The sequence below is a fragment of the Streptomyces sp. NPDC096205 genome, from assembly GCF_044763135.1.
In the GTDB taxonomy this organism is placed as follows: Bacteria; Actinomycetota; Actinomycetes; order Streptomycetales; family Streptomycetaceae; genus Streptomyces.
Genome location: NZ_JBIWFS010000009.1, coordinates 345,857 through 369,710, shown reverse-complemented (window position 1 = coordinate 369,710; position 23,854 = coordinate 345,857). Strand labels below are relative to the sequence as shown.

General features: G+C 71.3%; 25 protein-coding genes. 15 read left to right on the top strand and 10 right to left on the bottom strand.

The features are described 5' to 3' along the window. Window positions 1-26 precede the first annotated feature (26 nt). The gene (locus ACIQ6Y_RS31330; RefSeq protein ID WP_404043982.1) at window positions 27-1,004 is read left to right on the top strand and encodes a DMT family transporter; all 978 of its coding nucleotides are present in this window, start codon (window positions 27-29) and stop codon (window positions 1,002-1,004) included. On the opposite strand, the gene ACIQ6Y_RS31325 is transcribed toward ACIQ6Y_RS31330, so the two are convergent. Beyond that, window positions 901-1,776, bottom strand: coding sequence for a LysR family transcriptional regulator (locus ACIQ6Y_RS31325; protein WP_404043980.1), 876 nt, complete (start codon window positions 1,774-1,776; stop codon window positions 901-903). The two genes, ACIQ6Y_RS31330 and ACIQ6Y_RS31325, sit on opposite strands and share 104 nt — an antisense overlap. A 1-nt stretch (window position 1,777) precedes the next feature. Further along, window positions 1,778-2,095 (bottom strand): PLD nuclease N-terminal domain-containing protein, encoded by a 318-nt coding sequence (locus tag ACIQ6Y_RS31320; protein ID WP_404043978.1) that lies wholly within the window; start codon window positions 2,093-2,095, stop codon window positions 1,778-1,780. Window positions 2,096-2,179: 84 nt separating this feature from the next. Between ACIQ6Y_RS31320 and ACIQ6Y_RS31315 the strand changes: the two genes are divergently transcribed. The 9 genes from ACIQ6Y_RS31315 (at window position 2,180) to ACIQ6Y_RS31275 (ending at window position 9,327) form a co-directional block, all read left to right on the top strand. After that, window positions 2,180-3,631, top strand: coding sequence for a menaquinone biosynthesis decarboxylase (locus ACIQ6Y_RS31315; protein WP_404043976.1), 1,452 nt, complete (start codon window positions 2,180-2,182; stop codon window positions 3,629-3,631). After that, window positions 3,628-4,530 carry a menaquinone biosynthesis prenyltransferase MqnP gene (gene mqnP, locus ACIQ6Y_RS31310; protein WP_404043974.1) on the top strand — a complete coding sequence of 301 codons (903 nt, stop codon included), beginning with the start codon at window positions 3,628-3,630 and terminating at the stop codon, window positions 4,528-4,530. Before ACIQ6Y_RS31315 ends, mqnP begins: the two co-directional genes overlap by 4 nt. Window positions 4,531-4,591: 61 nt before the next feature. After that, entirely contained in the window at window positions 4,592-5,263 is a 672-nt protein-coding gene (locus ACIQ6Y_RS31305) for a UbiX family flavin prenyltransferase (RefSeq protein WP_404043972.1), read from the top strand. 54 nt (window positions 5,264-5,317) lie between these two features. Beyond that, window positions 5,318-5,773, top strand: a complete 456-nt coding sequence (locus tag ACIQ6Y_RS31300; protein ID WP_404043970.1) for an Lrp/AsnC family transcriptional regulator — start codon at window positions 5,318-5,320, stop codon at window positions 5,771-5,773. A gap of 49 nt (window positions 5,774-5,822) precedes the next feature. Beyond that, window positions 5,823-6,986 (top strand): aminofutalosine synthase MqnE, encoded by a 1,164-nt coding sequence (gene mqnE, locus ACIQ6Y_RS31295; protein ID WP_404043968.1) that lies wholly within the window; start codon window positions 5,823-5,825, stop codon window positions 6,984-6,986. Between the two features lie 117 nt (window positions 6,987-7,103). Further along, window positions 7,104-7,745: a UdgX family uracil-DNA binding protein gene (locus ACIQ6Y_RS31290; protein WP_404043966.1), complete on the top strand. Its 642-nt coding sequence runs from the start codon at window positions 7,104-7,106 to the stop codon at window positions 7,743-7,745. Window positions 7,746-7,761: 16 nt separating this feature from the next. Then, a complete protein-coding gene (locus ACIQ6Y_RS31285; RefSeq protein ID WP_404043964.1) occupies window positions 7,762-8,286 on the top strand; it encodes a GNAT family N-acetyltransferase in 525 nt (174 codons plus the stop codon). Window positions 8,287-8,371: 85 nt separating this feature from the next. Beyond that, window positions 8,372-8,671, top strand: coding sequence for a DUF4229 domain-containing protein (locus ACIQ6Y_RS31280; protein ID WP_404043963.1), 300 nt, complete (start codon window positions 8,372-8,374; stop codon window positions 8,669-8,671). A 14-nt stretch (window positions 8,672-8,685) separates the two neighbouring features. Then, window positions 8,686-9,327: a TetR/AcrR family transcriptional regulator gene (locus ACIQ6Y_RS31275; protein ID WP_404043961.1), complete on the top strand. Its 642-nt coding sequence runs from the start codon at window positions 8,686-8,688 to the stop codon at window positions 9,325-9,327. 55 nt (window positions 9,328-9,382) lie between these two features. Here ACIQ6Y_RS31275 and ACIQ6Y_RS31270 read toward each other — a convergent pair whose 3' ends face one another. Continuing rightward, complete coding sequence (locus ACIQ6Y_RS31270; RefSeq protein WP_404044189.1) at window positions 9,383-10,207, bottom strand: MaoC/PaaZ C-terminal domain-containing protein; 825 nt, start codon at window positions 10,205-10,207, stop codon at window positions 9,383-9,385. Window positions 10,208-10,488: 281 nt separating this feature from the next. Here ACIQ6Y_RS31270 and ACIQ6Y_RS31265 point away from each other — a divergent pair, with 281 nt between their 5' ends. Beyond that, window positions 10,489-12,441, top strand: a complete 1,953-nt coding sequence (locus ACIQ6Y_RS31265) for an AMP-dependent synthetase/ligase (protein ID WP_404043959.1) — start codon at window positions 10,489-10,491, stop codon at window positions 12,439-12,441. A 98-nt stretch (window positions 12,442-12,539) separates the two neighbouring features. Continuing rightward, a complete protein-coding gene (locus tag ACIQ6Y_RS31260) occupies window positions 12,540-12,878 on the top strand; it encodes a DoxX family protein (protein ID WP_404043957.1) in 339 nt (112 codons plus the stop codon). Between the two features lie 112 nt (window positions 12,879-12,990). Here ACIQ6Y_RS31260 and ACIQ6Y_RS31255 read toward each other — a convergent pair whose 3' ends face one another. Next, complete coding sequence (locus ACIQ6Y_RS31255; RefSeq protein WP_404043955.1) at window positions 12,991-13,893, bottom strand: LysR family transcriptional regulator; 903 nt, start codon at window positions 13,891-13,893, stop codon at window positions 12,991-12,993. 196 nt (window positions 13,894-14,089) lie between these two features. Here ACIQ6Y_RS31255 and ACIQ6Y_RS31250 point away from each other — a divergent pair, with 196 nt between their 5' ends. After that, a complete protein-coding gene (locus ACIQ6Y_RS31250) occupies window positions 14,090-14,626 on the top strand; it encodes a DUF6817 domain-containing protein (RefSeq protein ID WP_404043953.1) in 537 nt (178 codons plus the stop codon). Here ACIQ6Y_RS31250 and ACIQ6Y_RS31245 read toward each other — a convergent pair. The 3 genes from ACIQ6Y_RS31245 to ACIQ6Y_RS31235 form a co-directional block, all read right to left on the bottom strand. After that, complete coding sequence (locus ACIQ6Y_RS31245) at window positions 14,623-15,276, bottom strand: class I SAM-dependent DNA methyltransferase (RefSeq protein ID WP_404043951.1); 654 nt, start codon at window positions 15,274-15,276, stop codon at window positions 14,623-14,625. The two genes, ACIQ6Y_RS31250 and ACIQ6Y_RS31245, sit on opposite strands and share 4 nt — an antisense overlap. Window positions 15,277-15,344: 68 nt before the next feature. Further along, window positions 15,345-15,659, bottom strand: coding sequence for an AzlD domain-containing protein (locus ACIQ6Y_RS31240; protein WP_404043949.1), 315 nt, complete (start codon window positions 15,657-15,659; stop codon window positions 15,345-15,347). Continuing rightward, window positions 15,656-16,342 (bottom strand): AzlC family ABC transporter permease, encoded by a 687-nt coding sequence (locus ACIQ6Y_RS31235; RefSeq protein WP_404043947.1) that lies wholly within the window; start codon window positions 16,340-16,342, stop codon window positions 15,656-15,658. Before ACIQ6Y_RS31235 ends, ACIQ6Y_RS31240 begins: the two co-directional genes overlap by 4 nt. Window positions 16,343-16,412: 70 nt before the next feature. Between ACIQ6Y_RS31235 and ACIQ6Y_RS31230 the strand changes: the two genes are divergently transcribed. Beyond that, window positions 16,413-16,979 (top strand): helix-turn-helix domain-containing protein, encoded by a 567-nt coding sequence (locus ACIQ6Y_RS31230; RefSeq protein WP_404043945.1) that lies wholly within the window; start codon window positions 16,413-16,415, stop codon window positions 16,977-16,979. Window positions 16,980-17,098: 119 nt separating this feature from the next. Here ACIQ6Y_RS31230 and ACIQ6Y_RS31225 read toward each other — a convergent pair whose 3' ends face one another. Further along, window positions 17,099-17,302, bottom strand: coding sequence for a cold-shock protein (locus tag ACIQ6Y_RS31225; RefSeq protein ID WP_003992177.1), 204 nt, complete (start codon window positions 17,300-17,302; stop codon window positions 17,099-17,101). A gap of 287 nt (window positions 17,303-17,589) precedes the next feature. On the opposite strand from ACIQ6Y_RS31225, the gene ACIQ6Y_RS31220 reads away from it, so the two are divergent. Beyond that, complete coding sequence (locus ACIQ6Y_RS31220) at window positions 17,590-18,438, top strand: menaquinone biosynthetic enzyme MqnA/MqnD family protein (protein WP_404043943.1); 849 nt, start codon at window positions 17,590-17,592, stop codon at window positions 18,436-18,438. A 6-nt stretch (window positions 18,439-18,444) separates the two neighbouring features. Here the strand turns inward: ACIQ6Y_RS31220 and ACIQ6Y_RS31215 are convergent, their stop codons facing one another. After that, a complete protein-coding gene (locus tag ACIQ6Y_RS31215) occupies window positions 18,445-19,047 on the bottom strand; it encodes a hypothetical protein (RefSeq protein ID WP_404043941.1) in 603 nt (200 codons plus the stop codon). Between the two features lie 8 nt (window positions 19,048-19,055). Then, the gene (locus tag ACIQ6Y_RS31210) at window positions 19,056-23,606 is read right to left on the bottom strand and encodes an FtsK/SpoIIIE domain-containing protein (protein WP_404043939.1); all 4,551 of its coding nucleotides are present in this window, start codon (window positions 23,604-23,606) and stop codon (window positions 19,056-19,058) included. Between the last annotated feature and the right edge of the window lie 248 nt (window positions 23,607-23,854).

Sequence of the window (23,854 nt, the reverse complement as noted above, 5' to 3'; positions counted from 1 at the left end):
CTACGCCCGCTCGTAGCGTCCTGGACATGACCTCACAGACCAAGGGCACGGCCCAGCTCACCGCCGCCATGGTGCTCTCCGGCACCCTCGGCGTCTTCGTCGTCGAGTCGGGCGCCTCGCCCTTCAACGTCGTGTTCTTCAGGGTCCTGTTCGGCGCGCTCGCCCTCGGCGGCTACGTCCTCGCCCGCGGCTGGCTCCGCGACCACGGCTTCACCCCCCGCACCCTCGGACTCGCCGTACTGGGCGGGGTGTTCATCGTCCTCAACTGGGTCCTGCTCTTCCAGTCGTACGAGAACACGTCGATCTCCGTGGCCACGGTGGTCTACCACACCCAGCCGTTCTACGTGGTCCTGCTCGGCGCCCTCCTCTTCCGCGAACGCCTCACCGCCGCCAAGGTCGGCTGGACCGGGCTCGCCTTCGCGGGGCTGATCCTGGTGTCCGGGGTCACGCCGGGGGACTTCACCAGTGGCGGCGGCTATCTGCTCGGCATCGGCCAGGCCCTCCTCGCCGCGCTGCTCTACGGGCTGTCCACCTTGGTCACCATGGGGGTCCCCCCGCGCGTCGAGCAGCGGGGGAGGATCAGCGGCGTGCGCCCGCACCTCATCGCCCTCGTGCAGGTCCTCGTCGGCATCCCGCTGCTGCTGCCCTTCGCCGACTTCGGCGCGATGGCCGGCACCGGCGCCGACTGGGGCTGGCTGGCCGGGCTCGGCGTCATCCACACCGGGCTGATGTACGTCCTGATGTACGCCGCCTACGCCCAGCTGCCGACCTCGAAGATCGCCGTGCTGGCCTTCGTCTACCCGGCCGTCGCGATGGTCGCCGACTGGGCGGTGTACGGCCACCACATCGGCCTCGTCCAGGCCCTCGGCGTCCCGCTGATCGTGACCGCCGGCCTCAAGGTCACCCTTGCTCGGCCACGAGCCGCCGCGCCTGCTCCACGAACAGCCGCGCATGGGACGGAAGCCGCTTCCCCGACCGCCACGCCAGTTGCGTCCGAAGCGTGAAGGGCGGCTGCCAGTCCAGCCGGACCAGACTCCGCGCGGCGAGTTCGGCGGCGACCGTGATCTCGGGCAGCAGGGCGACCCCGAGGCCGGCCGCCGCCGCGCGCTTGGTCGCCTCGATCGTGCCGAACTCCATGAACGACACGGACTGTCCGAGCTCCCGCTCGAACAGGTCCCGGTAGGCGCACCCCGGTTCGGTCGCCAGCAGGGACTCCATGCGCAGCTCCGCGAGCGTCACCCGCACGCCCTCCAGCACATGCCCCGGCGCCGCCACCAGCGCCAGCGGCTCCACCGTGAGCACCACGCTCTGAAGGCCCGGGTGCTCGGTCTCCTCCTCCATCAGGAAGCCCACGTCGTAGGTGCCCTGCCGCAGCGCCTGCCGGGTCTCGTCGCCGATCGTCGTCCGCAGGGCCAGCCGCACCTTCGGGTAGCGGTGGTGGAAGTACTCGAGCAGCGGCGGCAGACGGTGGTTGGTCAGCGACTCCATCGTGCCGACGGTGAGCGTGCCCGACGGCTCCTCCGCGCCGGCGACGGCCGCCCGCGCCTCCTCGGTCAGCTCGATGATCTGCCGGGCGTACGGCAGCAGCCGCATCCCCGCCTCCGTCAGCCGGATGTGCCCGCCGAGCCGGTCGAACAGCTCCGTGCCGAGCGTCGACTCCAGCGAGCGGACCTGCGCCGTCACACTGGACTGCGCGTAGCCCAGCTCGGCCGCCGCGCGGGTGAAGCTCAGCACGGTGGCGACCTTCTCGAAGGCCACCAGCAGCCGCAGCTCCATCTCACTCGCCCTTGGGGTCGTCGTCCTTCTTCTTCCCGGGGTCCTCGTCGAGGGATTTCAGGAAGTCGGGGTTGTCGTCCGGTGCCACCCACTGCGGGCGCCCGCCGCCGCGCACCCCGGACCAGCCGTCGGCGGCCGGGCTGCGCCGCTTGCCCGCGATGATCCACGACAGCGAGCCCACCAGCGGGAACAGCAGCACGAGGATCGCCCACAGCGGCTTGGGCATGTGCCGGACGTCCTTCTCGTCCGTGCTGATGCAGTCGATGAACGCGTAGATGCTCAGTGCCAGCGGCACGAGGAACATCAGCACCCGGAGCATGTCGTCGGTCCCTTGTGAGTACGGGCCCGGGGCGCGGCACCCCGGTGACGCCCCCAGCGTAGTGCGTGCCGGATACTTGACCCCATGGCTTATGACGATCTTCGCTCCCTGCTCAGGGCACTGGAGCGCGAGGGAGACCTGAAGCGCATCAAGGTGGAGGTCGACCCGCACCTGGAGGTCGGGGAGATCGTCGACCGGGTCAACAAGGCGGGCGGCCCCGCGCTGCTCTTCGAGAACGTGAAGGGCTCCTCGATGCCCCTCGCGATGAACGTCTTCGGCACCGACCGCCGCCTGCTGAAGGCCCTGGGCCTGACGTCGTACGACGACATCAGCGACAAGATCGGCGGCCTGCTGAAGCCGGAGCTGCCGCAGGGGTTCGTCGGTGTGCGGGAGGCCTTCGGCAAGCTGGGCGCGATGACGCACGTGCCGCCGCGCAAGGTGAAAGAGGCCCCCGTGCAGGAGGTCGTCCTCAAGGGCGACGAGGTCGACCTGGACCTGCTGCCGGCCCTGTTCACCTGGCCGCAGGACGGCGGCTCCTTCTTCAACCTGGGCCTGACCCACACCAAGGACCCCGACACGGGCATCCGCAACCTCGGTCTGTACCGGCTCCAGCGCCACGACAAGCGCACCATCGGCATGCACTGGCAGATCCACAAGGACAGCCGCAACCACTACCAGGTCGCCGCCCGCCGCGGTGAGCGCCTGCCGGTCGCCATCGCCTTCGGCTGCCCACCCGCGGTGACGTACGCCTCGACGGCCCCGCTCCCCGGCGACATCGACGAGTACCTCTTCGCGGGCTTCGTCGCCGGCAAGCGCATCGAGATGGTCGACTGCAAGACGGTCCCGCTCCAGGTGCCCGCGCAGGCGGAGGTCGTGCTCGAGGGCTGGCTGGAGCCCGGCGAGATGCTGCCGGAGGGGCCCTTCGGCGACCACACCGGCTTCTACACGCCGCAGGAGCCGTTCCCGGCGCTGACGATCGACTGCGTGACGATGCGGAAGCGGCCGCTGCTCCAGTCGATCGTCGTAGGCCGCCCCCCGACGGAGGACGGCCCGCTGGGCCGGGCCACGGAGCGGTTCTTCCTGCCCCTGCTCAAGATCATCGTCCCGGACATCGTGGACTACCACCTGCCCGAGGCGGGCGGCTTCCACAACTGCGCGATCGTCTCGATCGACAAGAAGTACCCCAAACACGCGCAGAAGGTGATGCACGCGGTCTGGGGTGCGCACATGATGTCCCTGACCAAGCTGATCGTCGTCGTGGACGCCGACTGCGACGTCCACGATCTGCACGAGGTCGCCTGGCGAGCACTCGGCAACACGGACTACTCCCGTGACCTGACCGTGGTGGAGGGTCCGGTGGACCATCTGGACCACGCCTCCTACCAGCAGTTCTGGGGCGGCAAGGCGGGCATCGACGCGACGCGCAAGTGGCCGGAGGAGGGCTACACGCGCGACGGGGGGTGGCCGGAGATGGTCCTGTCCGACCCGGATACGGCGGCGAAGGTGAACCGCCGCTGGAAGGAGTACGGCCTGTGAGCAGCGCTTCCGCGGCACTCCCGCAGCCAGGACGCACCAAGGCCTTCCTGCGCCTGGTGATGATCGAGCACTCGGTCTTCGCGCTGCCCTTCGCGTACATCGCCGCGCTGACGGCGATGTTCGAGCTGGACGGCAACATCCACTGGGGCCGGCTGCTGCTGGTCACCGTCTGCATGGTCGGGCTGCGGACCTTCGCGATGGCGGTCAACCGGATCATCGACCGGGAGATCGACGCGCGGAACCCGCGGACGGCGCAGCGGGAGCTGGTGACCGGCGCGATGAGCGTGAAGCACGCCTGGACGGGCGCGCTGATCGCGGTGGTGGTCTTCCTGGGCTCGGCGGCTCTGCTGAATCCGCTGTGCCTCGCCCTGGCGCCGGTCGCGGTGATCCCGATGGTGGTCTACCCCTACGGGAAGCGTTTCACGAACTTCCCCCAGGCCATCCTGGGTCTCGCCCAGGCGATGGGCCCGGTCGGCGGCTGGCTGGCGATCACGGGCTCCTGGTCCTGGGACGCGGTGATCCTCGGCCTGGCCGTCGGCATCTGGATCGGCGGCTTCGACCTCATCTACGCCTGCCAGGACGTCGACACCGACCGCGAGATCGGCGTCCGCTCCGTCCCGGCCCGCTTCGGCATCCCTGCAGCGATCTGGGGCGCCCGCGCCTGCCACACCGTGACGACGGCCCTGTTCACCTGGTACGCCCTGCTGACGGACGCGGGCACCTTCTTCTGGCTGGGCCTGCTGATCGTGGCGGCGGCCTTCGTGTACGAGCACACGATCGTCCGCCCGCATGACCTGTCCCGTGTGAACAGGGCGTTCTTCAGCGTCAACGGCTTCATCGGGATCGCCCTGTTCGTGTGCGCGTTGCTGGACCTCATGGTGCGGGGTCTGACGGTCTGAGTGGACCCCAAGGCCCCCCACCCGTCCTGAGGCACGTTCGTCCCACCGGTACGCTCAATATGTGAACGCAGGAGAATCGCAGCGCAAGCCTTGGATCGTGGGGGTGTCCGGGGCGTCGGGGACGCCCTACGCGGCGGCTGTGCTGCGCGGGCTGCTGGACGCCGGGGAGAGCGTCGATCTCGTGGTCAGCAGGGCCTCGCGGCTCACGCTGCTGGACGAGACCGGGATCTCCTTCCGGGACGCCCACTGGCAGGACGACCTGCGGGAATGGCTGGCCCGAGGGGCCGACGGGAAGCCGGACCGCTTCGACGTCGACCTGACCGGGGTGCGGTACTGGAACGCCGGTGACCTCGCCGCCGGACCCTCCTCGGGCTCGTACCCGGCCAAGGGCATGCTGATCGTGCCCGCCTCCACGGCCTGTGTCGCGGGCGTCGCGCTCGGCCTGTCCAAGGACCTGCTCCAGCGCACGGCGAGCGTCACCCTCAAGGAACGCCGCACCCTGGTCGTGGCCGTACGCGAGACCCCGCTGAACGGCCAGACCCTGCGCCACCTCGTCGCACTCGACGACGCGGGCGCCTGCGTCGTCCCCGCCTCGCCCGCCTTCTACGCCGGCGCCACGCACATCCAGGACCTGGTGGACTTCGTGGCCGGACGCGTCCTGGACGCGGCGGGCGTCGCGCACGACCTCTACCGCCGGTGGAAGGGCGACCTCGGCGGGGCCCGCCCCTCCTGACCGGCACCCGGACTCTTCGACCCATCACCCTTTATCTCGGAAGGCTTCGATCGCATGGACGCGGTGGACAGGCAGCTCATCCAGGCCCTGAGGGAGAACGGCCGGGCCTCCTACGCGGAGCTGGGACGCCTCGTCGGCCTGTCGGGACCCAGCGTCACCGACCGCATCAACCGGCTGGAGGCGGCCGGGGTGATCACCGGCTACCGGGCGACGGTCGACTCCGCCTCCCTCGGCCTCGGCGTCACCGCCCTCATCGGCATCTCCCTCTCCGACGCCGCCGACCACGAGGACGTGGCGCGCCGGCTGAAGGACTTCACCGAGATCGAGGACTGCTGGTTCATCGCCGGCGACGACTCCTTCATGCTCAAGGTGCGCGCCAACGACGTCGACGGCCTGGAGAAGATCATCCGGCGGCTCAGCGGCACCAGGGGCGTCTCCCGGACCCGTACCACCATCGTGCTCTCCACCAAGTGGGAGAACCGGGTGGGTGAGCTGCCCGAAGAGGTGTAGTCGCGGGGGAGTACCGTTGGCCGGGCTGTCGTAGAGAGGGGCAAAACGCATGGACGTCGGGCTCAAGCGCGAGCTGGAGGAGAAGGTCCGCTCCGGTGAGCGGCTGACTCGCGAGGACGGCATCGCGCTGTACGAGTCGGACGACCTGGCCTGGCTCGGCGGGCTCGCCCACGAGGTGCGCACGCGCAAGAACGGTGACGTGGTGCACTTCAACGTCAACCGGCACCTCAACATGACCAACGTGTGCACGGCCTCCTGCGCGTACTGCTCCTTCCAGCGCAAGCCGGGGGAGAAGGACGCGTACACGATGCGCATCGAGGAGGCCGTCAAGCTCGCCAAGGCGATGGAGTCGGAGAACCTCACCGAGCTGCACATCGTCAACGGCCTGCACCCCAGCCTGCCCTGGCGGTACTACCCGCGTTCGCTGCGCGAGCTGAAGGCCGCCCTGCCGAACGTGTCGCTGAAGGCCTTCACGGCGACGGAGATCCACCACTTCGAGACGATCTCCGGCCTCTCCGCGTCCGAGATCCTCGACGAGCTGATCGACGCCGGCCTGGAGTCCCTCACCGGCGGCGGCGCCGAGATCTTCGACTGGGAGGTCCGGCAGCACATCGTGGACCACCGGACCCACTGGGAGGACTGGTCCCGCATCCACCGCCTCGCGCACGAGAAGGGCCTGAAGACGCCCTCCACGATGCTCTACGGCCACATCGAGGAGCCCCGCCACCGCGTCGACCACGTGCTGCGGCTGCGCGAGCTGCAGGACGAGACCGGCGGCTTCCAGGTCTTCATCCCGCTGCGCTACCAGCACGACTTCGTCGACATGCAGGACGGCAAGATCCGCAACCGCCTCCAGGCGCGCACCACCATGGCGACCCCGGCGGAGGCCCTGAAGACCTTCGCGGTCTCCCGGCTCCTCTTCGACAACGTCCCGCACGTCAAGGTCTTCTGGGTCATGCACGGCGTCCAGACCGCCCAGCTCGCCCTGCAGCACGGCGCGGACGACATGGACGGCTCGGTCGTCGAGTACAAGATCACCCACGACGCCGACAATTACGGCACGCCGAACAAGCTGACCCGTGACGATCTGCTGGACCTGATCCGTGACGCCGGGTTCCGCCCGGTGGAGCGGAACACGCGCTACGAGATCATCCGCGAGTTCGAGGGGCCGGCCGTCGGCCGTCGGGAAGAGCCCCAGTCGATGAGGTTCTGATCCCTTGAAACAGGGCTGCGGGGGGTGCCCCTAAGGGGCGCGGGGCTGTATCAATTTGCGGCTCCGCCGCGTGGGCGCGAGCAACCACACACAACCAGTACTGGGTACCCGGCGGTCATGACCACCTCGGAAGACCAGTACACGGCGGAGCCCTTCGTCCCGGAGGGCGCTTCCCTCAGCGCCCTCCGGAAAGCCGCAGCCGGTTGCCGAGGCTGCCCCCTCCACCGCGACGCGACGCAAACCGTCTTCGGCGAGGGAAAGACGACCGCCCGCGTCATGCTCGTAGGAGAACAGCCCGGCGACCAGGAGGACCGCCAGGGCAAGCCCTTCGTAGGCCCCGCAGGGAAGCTGCTGGACCGCGCCCTCGCCGAGGCCGGGATCGACCCGGGCGAGGCGTACGTCACCAACGCGGTCAAGCACTTCAAGTTCACCCAGGCCGAGCCGAAGAAACGGCGTATCCACAAGTCTCCGAACCTGCGCGAGATGACGGCGTGCGGCCCCTGGCTGGCCGCGGAGCTGGCGATCGTCGAGCCGGAGCTGATCGTGGTGCTCGGCGCCACCGCGGGCAAGGCGCTGCTGGGCAGCTCGTTCAAGGTGACCGAGGTGCGCGGCACCGTGCTGGAGCGGGAGATCCACGGACGCCAGGAGCGGCTCGTGCCGACCGTGCACCCCTCGTCCGTGCTGCGGGCCGACGACCGCGAGACGGCGTACGAGGGGCTCGTCCACGATCTGGAAACCGCGGCACGCGCGCTGACGTAATGGCTACGATGCCTGCGTGGCCCTTACTTTCACTCTTGACCCGGTCGTCACCCCCGAGCTGCGCGACGGCCTCCTCGACCTGTGGACCGATGTCTCCAACGCGGGCGGAGCCGTCGGCTTCGTGCCGCCGGTGGAGCGGGAGACGATACGCCCGGAGCTGGTGAAGCACTTCGCGGCGATGGCGGAGGGACGCGTCCGGCTGCTGGTCGGACACGACGAGGACGGCCGCGTCGCCGCCACCGCGTTCCTCAGCTTCAACACCCACCGGCTGATGACGCACTGGCTGTGGCTGTACACGGTGATGGTCCACCCGCGCCACCAGGGCAAGGGCTACGGCCGTGACCTGCTGGCGGCCGCCGAGGACGCGGCCCGCGGCCTGGACGGCATCGAGGCGATCCGTCTCACCTGCCGCGGCGGCCTCGGCCTGGAGCGGTTCTACGGCTCCTGCGGCTACAAGGAGGTCGGCCGCATCCCCGGCGCGATCCGCGTGGCCCCGGGCGACGACCGCGACGACGTGATCATGCTGCTGTCGCTCGGCTGAGCCCGGCTGACCCCCGTACAAGATCGGGGGCCCGGCGTGCTTCACTGGACGGTGCCCCCTTTTGGATTCGGAAGAGTGGATTGAGATGCTCCGGTACACGCTGATGCGCCTCGGGATCTTCGTGGCCTGCTTGGTGGTCGTCTGGGGTCTCGTCCACTCCGGCATCGTCCCGCGCGGCCTCGGCGGCTCGAACGGCATGTGGGTCGTGCTGCTCGCCCTGGTGATCTCCGCGCCCATCAGCTTCGTCGTGCTGCGCGGCGAGCGGGACCGGGCCTCGGCGCAGGTCGTCGAGCGGGTCGAGCGGGCCAAGGCGAACTTCGAGGCCAACCGCAGCCAGGAGGACGCCGCGGTCGACGAGGCCGCGCGTACGCGCAGCGCGTCGTAACTACCCTTGCTCCCATGGGAGCTGTGAAGACCAAGCGGATGCCGCGTGCCGTCCGTGAGCAGCAGATGCTGGACGCCGCCGTACGGATCTTCGGGCAGCGCGGGTACATGGCCGCCTCGATGGACGACATCGCGGAACTCGCGGGTGTGTCCAAGCCGTTGGTGTATCTGTACCTGAACTCCAAGGACGACCTGTTCTCCGCGGTCATCCGCCGTGAGGCCGCCGCGCTCACCGAGGCCGTGCGCGCGGCCGTGCGTCTGGAGGAGCCCGCCGACCGCCGCCTCTGGGACGGCCTGCTGGCCTTCTTCACCCACACCGCGCAGCACCCGGACGCCTGGTCGGTGCTGCATCTGCACGCCCGCACCCACGGCGACCGCTTCGCCGCCGAGGTCGCCGCCCTGCGCAAGGAGATCGTCACCTTCGTCACCCAGCTCCTCGCCGTCGCCGCCCGCGAGGCCCACCACAACCCCGACCTCCCCGACCACGAGATGGCCGGCCTGGCCGAGGCGTTGGTGGGCGCGGCGGAGTCATTGGCGACCTGGGCGAACGCCACGGAGGGGGTCACGGCCCAGCAGGCGGCCGCGACGCTGATGAACTTCGCGTGGTCGGGCTTGGGGTCCTTGATGGAAGGACGCGGCTGGACTGTAGGTAGTTAGGGGCGCGGGGAACTGCGCGAGCAACCACAGACAACCCCCACTCGGGAACGCGCGATCACCACCCCCGAACGGTCCCGACCAAGTGCACCCGCCCGTCACTCCGCAGCTCGAACCCCTCATCGGACGCCCCGTATTCAACCCTCCCCGGCAACAACACAGGCGCCCGAAACTCCACCCGAACCCGCTCCACCTCCCCAAACGCGGCCAGACACCGAGCCGCCGTCCACATCCCATGGGCAACCGTCCGACGGAACCCGAACAGACGGGCGGTCACCGAGGTCAGGTGAATCGGGTTCCGGTCCTCGGAGACCGACGCATACCGCCGCCCCACATCCGCCCCCAGCCCCCACTCGTCCCGCACCGGCAGCGGATCGACAGGCTCGACAGACCTCCGCTCGGACTCCCCACCGTGCCGCGCCAGATACGTACTGGTCGACTCCCAGACGACCGCCCCACCCCACCGCGCCTCCGTGACCACCGTCGCCTCCGTCCCCCGCCGATGCGCGGCCAACCCCGCGACATGAACGGCGAGTTCGTACTCGCCCCCCACCGGCAGCGGCCGATGCCGCGCAAGAGAGATCGACGTGTGCACCAACCCCAGCAACGGCAATGGAAACGCCCGCGCGCTCATCAACCGCATGGCCAGCGGAAAGGCCAGCACATGCGGGTACGTCACGGGCAGCGCCTCCGCCCCCGTCGGGAACCCGCACACGCGCTCGTAGCGGGCGAGGCGGGCGGCGTCCACGCGTACCCCGGGCAGTACGAGCCGCTCGCGGGGGAACGCGGCGTCGGGGTGCGGTCGCCGGAAGGGGGAGCGGACCGCGCCGCGGACGAGGAGAGGGGCCAGAGCGGGTGGTGCGGCGAGGGTGACCTCGGGCATGGTCGGCTGCTCCCGGGCGCGTTCGGTGTGCACGGCTCTTCCTTCTTACTGCGGAGTAAGGTTACCGTAGGTAAACCAAAGGCGCGCAAGGGCTCGAGGCTGCACAGGCCCGGCCCCGGACCACCTCCGGAACCCCCCGGAACCCGCACGGACTCCCCACGAGGGCACCGTACGATCACGCATCTGACCGCCGGTAACCCCCTGCGCTGAACGCCGCGGTGCGGGACCCGCGTACCTCATGCAGCACAGCAAGGACGCAGCTGCAGGCCTCAGGAGCCGACATGCCGATCTCGTACTCGTCCCCCTCCGTGCCCGAGCCGACGGCCGAGTCGTCCCTGGAGTACGACCCGGACGGCGGCCCCGTGCTCGTGCGGCCCGAGCTGCGCCGGCTGGACGGAGAGGTGCGCGAGGCGGCCGTACCGCCGCTGGTGCCGCCCGTGTCCCACGGCTCGCTGGCCGACCTGCCGTTCGAGAACGCCGGGGTCGACCCCGGACACCGCGTCCTCAGCCGCCGTATGGCGGACGGCACTTGGCAGGACGTGACGGCGGCCGAGTTCGCCGCGCAGGTGCTCGCCGTGGCCAAGGGGCTGATCGCGGAGGGGCTCGTGCCCGGCGACCGGCTCGCCGTGATGGCGCGCACCTGCTACGAGTGGACGCTGCTGGACTTCGCCGCGTGGGCCGCCGGGCTGGTCACCGTGCCGGTCTATCCGACCTCCTCCGCCTTCCAGGCCCGGCAGATCCTCCAGGACTCCGGCACGGTCGCCCTGATCACCGAGACGGCCGCACAGGCCGGCACGCTCGGACCGGAGCTCGGGCACCTGCCCGACCTGCGCCATCTGTGGGCCATCGACCAGGGACACGTCCAGCGGCTGGTGGAGCTGGGCGCGCAGGTGCCCGACCAGGAAGTGGCCGTACGGCGTGGGGTGCTGGGCCCGGACACGCTCGCCACGCTCGTCTACACCTCCGGCACCACCGGCCGCCCCAAGGGCTGCGCCCTCACCCACGGCAACTTCCTCGCCGAGGTCGACAACGCCGTCGAACTGCTCTACCCCGTCTTCAAGGAGAAGATCGGCGGCGAGCCGGCCACGCTGCTGTTCCTGCCGCTGTCGCACGTCTTCGGCCGGATGGTGGCCGTCGCCTGTGTACGGGCCCGGGTGCGGCTCGGGCACGCGCCCAGCCTGAAGGCCGAGGATCTGCTGGCCGACCTGGCCGCCTTCAAGCCGACCTTCCTGCTGGCCATCCCGTACATGCTGGAGAAGGTGTACAACAACGCCCGCGCCACCGCCGAACGCGGCGGCAAGAGCGCCGCGTTCGAGCGGGCCGCCGGCACCGCGCGCCGCTACGCCGAGGCGGTCGAGGCCGCCCGGCACGGCACCGGGTCCGGTCCCGGCACGACCCTGAAAGCGGCCCGGGCGCTGTACGACCCGCTGGTCTACCGGCGGGTGCGGGGTGCCCTCGGCGGGCGGGTCCGGCATGTCATCTGCGGCGGCTCACCGCTGGGCCGCGACCTCGCCGCGTTCTTCGGGGGCGCGGGCATCGCCGTGTACGAGGGCTACGGCCTGACCGAGACGACCGGCGCGGCGACCGTCACCCCGCCGCTCAAGCCCCGCCTGGGCACGGTCGGCTGGCCGCTGCCGGGGACGCGCGTGCGGATCGCCGCCGACGGGGAGATCCTGCTGGCCGGCGGTCAGGTCTTCCGCGGCTACTGGGACCCGGCCGCCGGGGGAGTGGTCCCGGCCACCCCGGACGGCTGGTTCCCCACGGGCGACCTCGGCCGTCTCGACGAGGACGGCTATCTCGTCATCACCGGCCGCAAGAAGGAGATCCTGATCACCTCCGGCGGCAAGAACGTGGCCCCGGCCCCGCTGGAGCACTACCTGCGCTCCCACCCCCTGATCTCCCACTGCGTCCTCGTGGGCGACCGCCGGCCCTACGTCACCGCCCTCATCACCCTCGACATGGAGGGCGTCACCCACTGGCGCCGGATGAACGGCCGCCATCCGGTACCGGCCGAACTCCTGGTGGACGACGAGGAGTTGCGCAACATCCTGCAGCGAGCCGTGGACGAGACCAACCGCCTCGTATCCCGACCCGAGTCCATCCGCCGCTTCGCGATCCTCCCCGCCGACTTCACCGAGTTCTCCGGCCATCTCACCCCCTCCATGAAGCTGCGCCGCCAGGCGATCCTGCGGGACTTCTCGGACGTGGTGGAGGGCCTGTACGACGGCGCGTGAGAGTGACGTGCGTCACTCGGGAGCTGGTGCGGTCACGTTCTTCCTCCGCGGTGTGTCAGTGAGGTGAACACCCACCGCGCACCGACGAGGAGCCCACCATGTCCATCGCCTACGCCGTCGTCACCGTCCTCGGAGCCCTCATGGCGGGCTTCTCCGCCTGGGCCCTCTTCAGCCGCCAGGAGTGGGTCGTCGCGCCGCTCACCGAGTACGGCGTCCCCAAGTCCTGGTGGAACCGGCTCGCCGGCGCCAAGGCGGCCGGAGCGGTCGGCCTGCTGGCGGGCCTCGCGGTACGGGGCATCGGCATCGCGGCGGCGATCGGTCTGACCCTGTACTTCACGGGCGCGGTCGTCGCGGTCCTGAGGGCCCGCTCCTACGGCCACGTACTGTTCCCGATGCTGTACGCGGCCCCGGCGGTGGCATCCCTGGCCCTGCTGTGAACAGGCTTCGAGGGGACGCCCTCAAGGGGCGCGGGGCTGTGTCGATCTGCGGCTCCGCCGCGTGGGCGCGACAAGCCACGACGGCGCAGTAGACGCGACGCGAGGGCAGGGTCTACGGCGAGGGGCGCTCGAACGTGGCCGCGACCGTGTCGGCGAACGCCCGCGCGGCAGGCGGCAGCGCGTCCCACCGCCGTACGGCCCACCCCACCCGCAGCGGCCGCAGCCCCGGCACCGGAAGCAACCGCAACCGGCCGTCCTCGGCCGACAGTCCGGGCCGGGCCGGAATCATCGCCCGCCCCAGCCCCAACTCGGCCAGCAGCAAGGCCGTGTCCCAGTCGGCGACGCCCGTGTCGAAGGCGAACCGGACGCCCAACTCCGTGCAGGCGGCGTCCAGGTGGGCCGCCGAGGTCGAGTTGGGCGGCAGCCGTATCAGCCGCAGGTCGGACAGCCCAGCGAGCTGCTGTGCATCGACCGCCGACTGCCGGGCCAGCGGATCGTCGGGCCGTACGGCAAGGACCCACGGCAACTCGGCCACAGCCCGCTGCTCGACCCCCCGCACCGGCGCCCCGAGGGTGATCCACGCGAGGTCGAGTTCACTGTCGGCGAGCGCGCCGAAGCAGGCCCGGCTCGAACTCTCCGTACGGAACTCGAGGTTGACCTTGGGATGAGTCCGCCGGAACGCGACGATCGCGTCCGCCATGAAGTGCCGCACGGTCGTCGCGCCCGTCGCCACCCGCACCGACCCGCTCTCCCCGTCCGCGAGGTCCCGCAGCCGCCGCAGCGCCAGGTCCAGCCCGGCGATCCCCTCCGCCGCGGCCGCCTCCAGCACCCGCCCCGCCGCCGTCGGCGCCACCCCGCGCGGCAGCCGCTCCAGCAGGCTCACCCCCGTCTCCCGCTCCAGCCGCTTCACATGCTGGCTCACCGCGGACTGGGTGCACCCGAGATCCCGTCCCACCGCACTGAGGCTGCCGGCCCGGCACACGGCAACGAACACCCGGAGATCGTCTAGGGTCATGCAGCGACAATACCCAAGCCAGAGCTTGGAGTTGGCGACAAATACTTAGGATTGACTGGGCTCCGCCGCCGTACGAGGATCTTCACAGGGCCCAGGGCGGCAACCCGCTCCGCGCCCCGCCGAGGTCCGGACCAGGGCGGGGAGGGGAGCGGGTGCCGACCCACACCGGGCCCCGTCATGAAGGGACCTTCCGCTCATGTCCAGCGAAGTGCACGCGTTCCTGAGCCGGCTGGGCGCCGAGTCCGTCGCGCACCCCGGCGGCACCCTCCTCGCCCACCTGGACCGCGTCCGGCAACGCCTCGCCGCCTGGGGCGCACGCCGTGAACTGCAACTGGCCGGACTCTGCCACGCCTGCTACGGCACCGACGGCTTTCCCACCGCCCTGCTCCCCCTCGACCGGCGCGCCGAGCTGGCCGCCCTGATCGGCAACGAGGCCGAGGAGATCGTGTACGCGTACGGCAGTTGCGACCGCGGCGCCTCCTACCCGGTCCTCGCCGAACCCGGCTCGCCCTTCCGCGACCGCTTCACCGGCCGCACCCACGTCCCCGGACCACGGCTGCGGCGCGACCTCGCCGAACTGACCGCGGCGAACGAGCTGGACCTGGCCTGGGAGGACCCGCTGTTCCGCGAGCGCTGGGGCCCCGACCTGCTGAAGCTGTGCACCCGGCTGCGCCCGCTGCTGAGCCGGACGGCGTGGGAGGAATGCGTGGCCGTCCTGGGGCGCGCTGCTTAGGGGAGACGGGGCTTCAGCGCGATCAGGAAGGCCTGCGGGGTCTTGTCGCCCAGTGCCTCGTCGCGCTCGCGCACGATGCGGGAGTGCGGCTCGAAACCGGCCTCCGCCAGCAGCGCCGCCATGACCTCCGGCCGCCTGCGCTGGAAGTCCAGGACGACCGGGTGCCCGAAGGGCTGCTCGACGCGGCTCGGGACGTCTCCGGCCTGGAAGGCGAGCAGGAGCGGGGCGCCGGGGGCGAGGGCCCGGTGGAAGCCGGCGAACAGGTCGGGGAGGCGGTCCACAGGGGTGTGGATGGAGGAGTACCAGCACACGATGCCGGCGAGATGCCCGTCGGGGACGTCGAGGTCCAGCATCGAGCCCTGCTCGAAGCGCAGCCCGGGGTTCTCGCGCCGGGCCACGGCCAGCATCGACGCCGACAGGTCCAGCCCGTACGCGTCGAGCCCCAGCGCCGCCAGCCTCGCCGTCACCCGGCCCGGCCCGCAGCCGAGGTCCGCCACCGGGCCGGGGCCCGTCACCAGCTCGGCGTACGCGGCCAACAGGGCCCGTTCCAGGGGCCGGTCGGCGAGGTCCGAGCGGAAGTGGTCGGCGTAGTCCTCGGCGATGGTGTCGTAGAAGGTGCGGGTGGCGGTGAGGAAGTCGGTGTCGGTCATGGCGGGGCACCCTAGCGGCCCCCACCGACACCGGGCCTCCTTCAGGCCACCCACACCCACATCGGCCTTCACGCCACCCCCAGTGCCCGCAGCACAGCCGCCGTCGCTGCCGCTCCCAGGACCACCACCGCGAACGGCGCCCTGCGCCACGCCAGCAGCCCCGCGGCCAGCACCCCCGCCGGGCGGGCCCACCCCGCGAAGCCGCCGCCCTCGGTGAGCGCGCCGGTGGCGAGGAGCGCGGCCAGCAGCACCACCGCTCCGGCCGACAGCAGGTCCCGGACCCGGGGCGGGATCTCCACGCGGCCGTGCAGGGCGGGGCCGACCAGCCGGAAGGCGTAGGTGCCGAGGGCGAGAGCGAGGATCATCGCGACGGTCGGGCTCATGCCGTACGCCCCCTGCCGTACAGCGCCAGCCCCGCCAGGGCCAGCAGCACCGGCACACCGGCAGGCACGTACGGCGTGGCCGCGAGCGCCAGGGCGGCGCCGGGCAGGGCGGCCCTGCGTACGGCGGCGTCCGACCGCACGGTCGGCAGGACGAGCGCGACGAGCACGGCCGGGAAGGCGGCGTCCAGGCCGAACCGGCCGGTGTCGCCGAGGGCGGTCCCGGCGAGCGCGCCCGCGAGGACGCCCGCGTTCCACACGGCGAACAGGGCGACGCCCGAGACCCAGAAGGCGGCCCGGCGGCGGCCGGGGTCCCGCTGGGCGAGGGCGAAGGCGACCGTCTCGTCGGTCACCAGGTGCGCCCCGACGAGCCGGGCCAGGCGGCCCCGGCCGATGACGCCGGCGACGGCGAGACCGAAGGCGGCCGTGCGGGTGTTGAGCAGCAGCCCTGTAGCGGCCGCGGCGACCGGGCCGCCCCCGGCCAGCAGCACGCCGACCGCGCTGAACTGGGCCGAGCCGGCGTACACCACCAGGGACATCACCACCGGCACCCAGACCGGCAGCCCGCCCGCGACGGCGATCGCGCCGAACGACACACCGACGATCCCGCCCGCCAGGCAGACGAGGGAGACATCGCGGAGGAGTTCGGCGTCGATCGCCGTGGTTGTTCGCTGTGTCGAACGCATGTTTTCTACAATGAACAGCAGACCCGTCGTTCGTCAAGGCGAACGCTGCGTACCGATGGAGCGAACGAACATGCCGGGACCCGTACCGCCCCGCCTTCCCCTCGACTGGATCGCCGCCGCGCTGCGGCGCGAGCGCACCCGTGTCGGGCTGTCCCTGTCGGAGCTGGCCAAGCGCGCGGGGATCGCGAAGTCCACGCTGTCGCAGTTGGAGGCGGCGAGCGGCAACCCCAGCATGGAGACCATCTGGGCGCTGGCGGTGGCGCTCGGCGTGCCGTTCAGCGCCCTGGTGGAACCGCCGGTTCCGGCCGTTCGGGTGATTCGCTCGGGGGAGGGCCCCGCGGTCCAGTCCGAGCAGGCGGACTATGTCGCGACCCTGCTCTCGGCGAGCCCGCCGAGCGTGCGGCGCGACATCTACGACATCCGCCTGGAGCCCGGCACCGTACGGGATTCGGAGCCGCACATTCCGGGGTCCGTGGAGCACATCGTGGTCAGCGCCGGGAAAGTGAAAGCCGGGCCGCACGGGGAGAGCGTGGAGCTGGGGCCGGGCGACTACATGAGCTATCGGGGTGATGTGCCGCACGCCTACGAGGCGCTGGAGCCGGGCAGCCGGTTCGTGCTGATCATGCAGCACGTCTGAGAATTCGCCGGGAATTCACCCGAAGGGAAGATCCGGAAAGGCAGGAGCCCCGCTGCCACGAGGGGTAGCGGGGCTCCTTGGGTACTGCACTCAATTCGACCGGATCGGATCAGGTCAGATCAGACCGGGGTGACGTTCTCCGCCTGCGGGCCCTTGGGGCCCTGCGTGACGTCGAAGGACACCTGCTGGTTCTCCTCGAGCGAGCGGAAGCCGCTCGCGTTGATCGCGGAGTAGTGGACGAAGACGTCGGGGCCGCCGCCTTCCTGGGCGATGAAGCCAAAGCCCTTTTCGGCGTTGAACCACTTCACGGTTCCGGTAGCCATAAGCCCTCCTTGGGCTCAAAGGGTTGCCCTGCTCCAGAACCAGCAAGTGTGAAGACAAGTCCTGCACAACTGCATCCGCCTGAATACGACGAGAGCCCGCGGTTACATGCTCCGCAGGCTCTGTACTGCAAGGGAAACCAAACTGCAACTTGCGGCGAGCCTAGCACGCGGGAAGCCGAAAGCAATAGAGGTCAAGATCACGTCACCCGGATGTTTGAAGATCCGGTGAAGGGGTTGACCAGGGGGTCGGAGTCCGTGGCGTTCCCGACGGGGTCTAGCCTCGCGATGTGGACAATTCTCGCACCCGGCCGCGCGTCGGACACATCCAGTTCCTGAACTGCCTGCCCCTGTACTGGGGGCTCGCGAGAACCGGCACGCTCCTCGACTTCGAGCTCACCAAGGACACCCCTGAGAAGCTCAGCGAGCGGCTGGTCCGCGGCGACCTCGACATCGGTCCGGTCACCCTCGTCGAGTTCCTCCGCAACGCCGACGACCTCGTCGCCTTCCCCGACATCGCGGTCGGCTGCGACGGCCCGGTCATGTCCTGCGTGATCGTCTCGCAGGTGCCCCTGGAGCGCCTCGACGGCGCCCGCGTCGCCCTCGGCTCCACCTCGCGCACCTCGGTCCGCCTCGCCCAGCTGCTCCTCGCCGAGCGCTACGGGGTCCAGCCGGACTACTACACCTGCCCGCCCGACCTCAGCCTGATGATGCAGGAGGCCGAGGCCGCCGTCCTCATCGGCGACGCCGCCCTGCGCGCCAACCTGCACGACGGCCCCCGCTTCGGCCTCCAGGTGCACGACCTCGGCGCACTGTGGAAGGAGTGGACCGGGCTGCCGTTCGTCTTCGCCGTCTGGGCCGCCCGCCGCGACTACCTGGAGCGCGAGCCGGACATCACCCGCAAGGTCCACGAGGCCTTCCTCGCCTCCCGCAACCTCTCCCTCGAAGAGGTCGGCAAGGTCGCCGAGCAGGCCGCCCGCTGGGAGGCCTTCGACGAGCAGGTCCTGGAGCGGTACTTCACCACCCTCGACTTCCGCTTCGGCGCCCCCCAGCTCGAGGCCGTCGCCGAGTTCGCCCGCCGCGTCGGGCCGACGACAGGGTTCCCGGCGGATGTGAAGGTGGAGCTGCTCCAGCCGTAGTCCGTGTCAGCTCGCCGCCGAGGGGCGCTCGGCGCGCGGTGCCGTGTACCGGACGAGCACGGCGATCAGCAGCGCCCCCACGGCGAGCGTGACCAGCAGGCCGACCAGCCACACCCACGGGTAGTGCACATGCACCCAGCAGGGGTGACCCTCGCTGAAGCACTCGGTGTCCCAGTCCCGGCGGTGCTTGGGCCGCAGCACGCCGGAGATGACGGCGCCGAGCCCCTGGCAGGCGAGCAGCCCCGGCAGCGCGGCGCAGGCCCAGGCGAGCGAACGCACCTTGCTTCTGCCCCAGTCCATCCGGGTGAGCGGGGTGACGAAGGCCGCGAAGGCCAGGGGCACCAGGGCGCCCACGGTCGCGGCGAAGCCGTAGCCGCCGCCCGGCCAGTCCGCCGCGACCTCGCCCCAGATGGTCTCGCCCCAGGTGAGGGCCGCGACGGCCACCGGCACGATGAGCGCCAACGCCACCAGCAGCACCAGCAGGGCGAAGCCGCAGCTCCACTCCCGCTCCTTCGCCCCCGGCAGCCGCGGACGCCGGCGCCGATGCTCGTACGCCAGGCTCGCCCCCGCCGCCCGGCGGCGCTTCGGACGCGCGGAACCCCCACCCATGCCCGCCCCTATCCCGGCACCACGACGGTGCGCAGCTCGCCGTCGCCGAGGTGCAGCATGCCCTTGCCGGGGGCGACCTGGCCGCCGACCAGGCTGCGGGACAGGCGCAGGCCGATGAGGTCGCCGCTGGAGGACTCCTGCGGGGAGAGGAGGATGCCGCGGCGGGCCTTCTTGGCGTCGACCTGCCAGCCGGAGAAGCCGCTGCACACGTCCTCCTCGTCACCGGCGATGACGAGAGCCAGACCGCGTTCGGCGCCCCGCGAGACGACCTTCTTCAGCTGGCTCGCGGCGTCGGCGTCGTCCAGGATCTCGGCGTCGTCGATGAGCACGGCGACCGGCGCGTCGGTGGAGGGCTCGGCGTCGTCGATGAGCTCCTCGAACTCGTCCTCGTCGATGTCGTCGCCGGTGAAGACCTTCAGGACGCCTTCCGTGCCGTCGAGCTGCCGCAGCGGCGACTGGCGGGGCGCGGCGATCACCAGCCGTACGCCCTGCCGGAGGTAGGACTGCGCGAAGTTCATCAGCACCGTCGAGCGGCCCGACTTGGCCGGGCCCGCGATCACGAACGCCGGCACGCCGTCGGCCAGATCGGGGCCGAGGCCGACGATCTCGTCGCCACCGATGCCGGCCAGCGCCCACAGCTTCGAGCGGGCCGCCTCCGGGTCGCGCATCTCCCAGGCGTCCGCGAAGTTGATCCGGCTGGGCAGGCTGTCCACGCGGAACGGCCGCCGCGAGCGCGGCACTTCGGCGTCCCGGGCCGCGGCCGCCTCGCCGATCGCGGTCAGCGCCGCCGCCTGGCCCTGGCCGGTGGTGTCCTCGGCGAGCAGCGCGAACTGTGTCTCCGTACCGGACTCGTTGCGGAAGGCACGGCCCGGGGGGATCTCCTCGGGCACCTTGCGGGCCGGGATGCCGAGCGCGGAGAAGTCGCTGCGGTCGGCGAGCCGCAGACCGTACTTGTCCTCGGTGAGGGTCGCGATCCGGCCGACCAACAGGGTGCGGTCACCGGTGAGGACCAGGTGGAGGCCGACGCTCGCGCCCTCGCGCATCATCGTCTGCAGCTCGTCGGTGAGCGAGCCGTGGTCCAGCTCGCCGAGCGTGGGCACCCAGCCCTCCCAGCGGTCGAGCAGCACCACGATGTGCGGCAGCCGCTCGTCCTCGGCGGCCGCGGCCCGCTGCTCGCCGATGTCCGCGAAGCCCTTGTCGGCGAGGAGGTTCTGCCGCCGGTCCATCTCGCCCTTGAGCCGGTTGACGAGCCGGATCACCCGCTCCGTCTGGTTGCGGCTCACGACCGCGCCGCAGTGCGGCAGCCGGGTCAGCGCGTTCAGCGCGCCGTTGCCGCAGTCGATGCCGTACAGATGGACATCGGCGACGGAGTGCGTGCGCGCGAGGGAACCCGCGAGGGTGCGCAGCACCTGCGAGCGGCCGCTGCGCGGGGCGCCGCCGATCATCAGATGCCCGAAGCTCTCGAAGTCCACGACGACCGGGCGCCGTGCCTGGAGCGCCGGCAGGTCCTCGACGCCGTACGGCGCGGGCGCGAGCCTGCCCGGTGCGGGCGTGAACGCCGGTGCCGGTACGTCGTCCAGCAGCAGCGTCTCGTCCAGCGCGGGCAGCCACGGGCTGTGCTGGGGCGGGATGCCGAGCGAGCGGTTGGCGTCGCGGATGGTGTCGACGAGGACCTTCAGGTCGGTGATCTCGTCGTCCTCGCGGGCCTGTGACTTGGGCTTGGCGAGCGCCGCCCGGCCCAGGTCCTCCCAGGCCAGCGGGCCGACCCAGGGCGCGAGCGCGGCCGGGTCCGCGGCACCGGGGCGCCGGCCACCGACGCGGCCGGACTGGAAGGGGACCAGGGAGGCGTGCCCGAGGCGGGCGTAGGCACGGCCCGGGGTGTTCTTGGAGATGTGCCCGGCCTCGGGCGAGTCGATGACGTCACTCGACTCGCCGCCGTCGGTGACCCGCAGGGCGATACGGAGGTTGGTGTTCGCCCGGATCTCCGGCGAGACCACGCCGCTCGGCCGCTGGGTCGCGAGCAGCAGGTGAATGCCGAGGGACCGGCCACGCTGGGCGATATTGACAAGTCCCGTGACGAAGTCCGGCAGATCACGCACCATCGACGCGAACTCGTCGATGACGATGAGGAGTCGGGGCACGGGCTTGTGGGAGGGGTCCCTGCGAACGAGATCCTGGTAGTCCTCGATGTCCTTGGCGTCCGCGGCGGCCAGGATGTGCTCGCGCCGGTGCAGCTCCGCGCCCAGCGACTCCAGCGCCCGCTCCACCAGATGGGCGTCGAGGTCGGTCACCATGCCGACGGTGTGCGGCAGATGGACACAGTCCTTGAAGGCCGCGCCGCCCTTGTAGTCGACGAGCACGAACGTCATGTTCTCGGGCGTGTTCGCCACCGCCAGCGCCGCCACGATCGTCTGCAGCAGCTCCGACTTACCCGAACCGGTCGTACCGGCGATGAGACCGTGCGGGCCGTCCTTGCGGATGTCGATGCCGAACGGACCGTCGTACGACTCACCGATGACGGCCAGCGTGGACTGACCGCCCATCCGCCAGCGCGCGGTGATGGCGTCGGGGGTCGGCGGTTCGAGCTGGAGCACGTCCAGCAGCCGGCTGGAGCCGGGCAGCGCCGAGTCCTCGGTCTCACCGCTGATGTCCCGCAGCGGCGCGAGAGCCCGGGCCAGCCGCAGACACCAGGCCGGGGAGACGAAGTCGGGCCGTACGTCCTTGATCCGCTCGGCTCCGGCCTCCTCGACGCGCAGCCGCAGTTCGAGCACCCGGTCGTCGGAGCGGGTCTCCTGCGGGGCGGCGGTGTGCCAGGCCTGGAAGGAGGGGAAGCCGCCGGGCGCGGCCGCGGGGGCGGCGGCGTCGGTGTGCTGCTCCTTTTTCTGCCGGGGCTCGGCGACGACGAACGCCTGGCACTCGCCGGGCAGGAACCGCTCCTCCGCGTCGAGGCAGACGGCGAACATCGACACCGAAGGGCCCTCGCGCAGCAGCCGTACGACACCGGGCAGGGAACGCAGCCGCCGCGAACCGTCCCATACGACGACGATGTCCGGGTCGGAGAAGGTGGCGGCCTGGCCGCGGTTCTGCTCGGCGGCCTTCTTGCGGGCGTCGAGGATCTGCGTCAGCTCGCCGATGCGGGCGCCGACGGTCTCGGCGTCGGTGCCGATGAGGATGTTCACGTCCAGGCCGGCGGCGGGCCGGGTGTGCGGCAGCCAGCGCAGCCAGTCCCAGCTGTCGCGGGCCGAGTTGTCGCTGAGGACGCAGAACTGCACGTCCATCGGGCTGTGCAGGGCGGCCGTCTGCGCGACGGCCCAGCGTCCGAGGGCCCGTGCGGAGTCGCCGGGTCCGGCGATGCCGATGACGCCGAGCGAGCGCAGGGACAGGGCGACGGGGGCGTCCTCGATGTCCCAGGTGACCTGACGGCGGTGGTCGTCCTGCTCGGGGTCGTCGAGGACGACCTCGGAGGGCAGGGTGCCGGTGCCGACCCGCAGCAGCAGATGGTCGGGGTCGGTGCGCCGCCGCTCCCACAGCCGGGTGCGCGGCCCCGTGCCCAGCGACAGCACGGCCGCCGGGTCGGGCACGGCGTGCCGCCGGTCGTCCCGCTCGTTGCGCAGGGCCTCCTGCGCGTCGGCCTCGATCCGCTCCTTCTGCTCCTTGTACTCCTTGACCTGCTTGGCGTGGGACTTGCGCCCGTGCTTCTTGTCGTTGAAGTAGTTGGCGAACAGCAGGATCGGGCTGAGGCCCGCCATGATCAGGTAGTACCAGCGCTGGAAGATCAGCACCGAGACGACGGCGCCGACCAGCGGGGTGAGCGCCATCAGCCAGGGCAGCGGCCGGGCCTCGTACTCGCGGGGCGGGCTGGGCAGCCGGAACTTGGTCTGCCGCTCGGCCGGCCGCAGCCGGGGCGGCCGGTTGTAGTCGAGCCCGATGCCGTCCTCGGACCACTTCAGCGCGGCGTCGGGCGGGGAGTAACGGGCCAGCTGGAGCAGGGTGTTGCCGACGGACACCTGGGCGCCGAGGGGCCACTCGTCACCGTCCACGGCCTTCCCGTCGAGGCGTACGGCGTCCTCGTCCTCCCCATGCACGGCGAGGGTGCAGGTGCCGTCGGAGGCGACGGACAGGGTCAGGGCACGGGCCTCGACCTCGGGATCGTCGATCCGGACGTACGACGCCGGCCCGCTGCCGATGTCGTACCGCCCGACCCCCAGCCGGTGCACGAACCCGGCCGCGGGCCCGCCGACGACCCGCAGTTCCACCAGCCCGGCGGGCTCACCGGGCAGACACCCCGAAGGGTCCTGGAGGCTGACGACCGCGCCGTCGCGCAGCGGCGAGCGCACGACGGTGGCGCTCGGATCGACGGCGTACCCGTCCACATAGACGAGCGGACCGCCGCCGGCCCTCGCCTGCTGGCCGATCGGAATGACCTGGGCGCCCATGCCGCCGACCTGCATGGCCAGTTCCTGGGCGATGTCCCCGACGGTGGACTCGGGATCGGCATCGAGGACGACATCGGCGGAGCCTCCGCCGAACGGATCGACGACGGTCAGAGTCAGGCGCACGCTAGTCCTCCCCAGTGCGAGTCGTTGTGACGATATCCGCTTGGGGGGACAGGAGGCCGAGCGGGGGACGGGCCACACTTCCCGATGGCAACGCGGAGGGGCGTCACTCCGGCGCGAAACACACAACTCGGCCACGCGCCCACGCGTCTTGTTCACACGGCCGGGATGTGACACCGCAAGCCCCACACGTAAGCTGCTGCCTCAAGAGCGGACGATCACACCGGTCACCGACCGGCCCCGCAACCGGC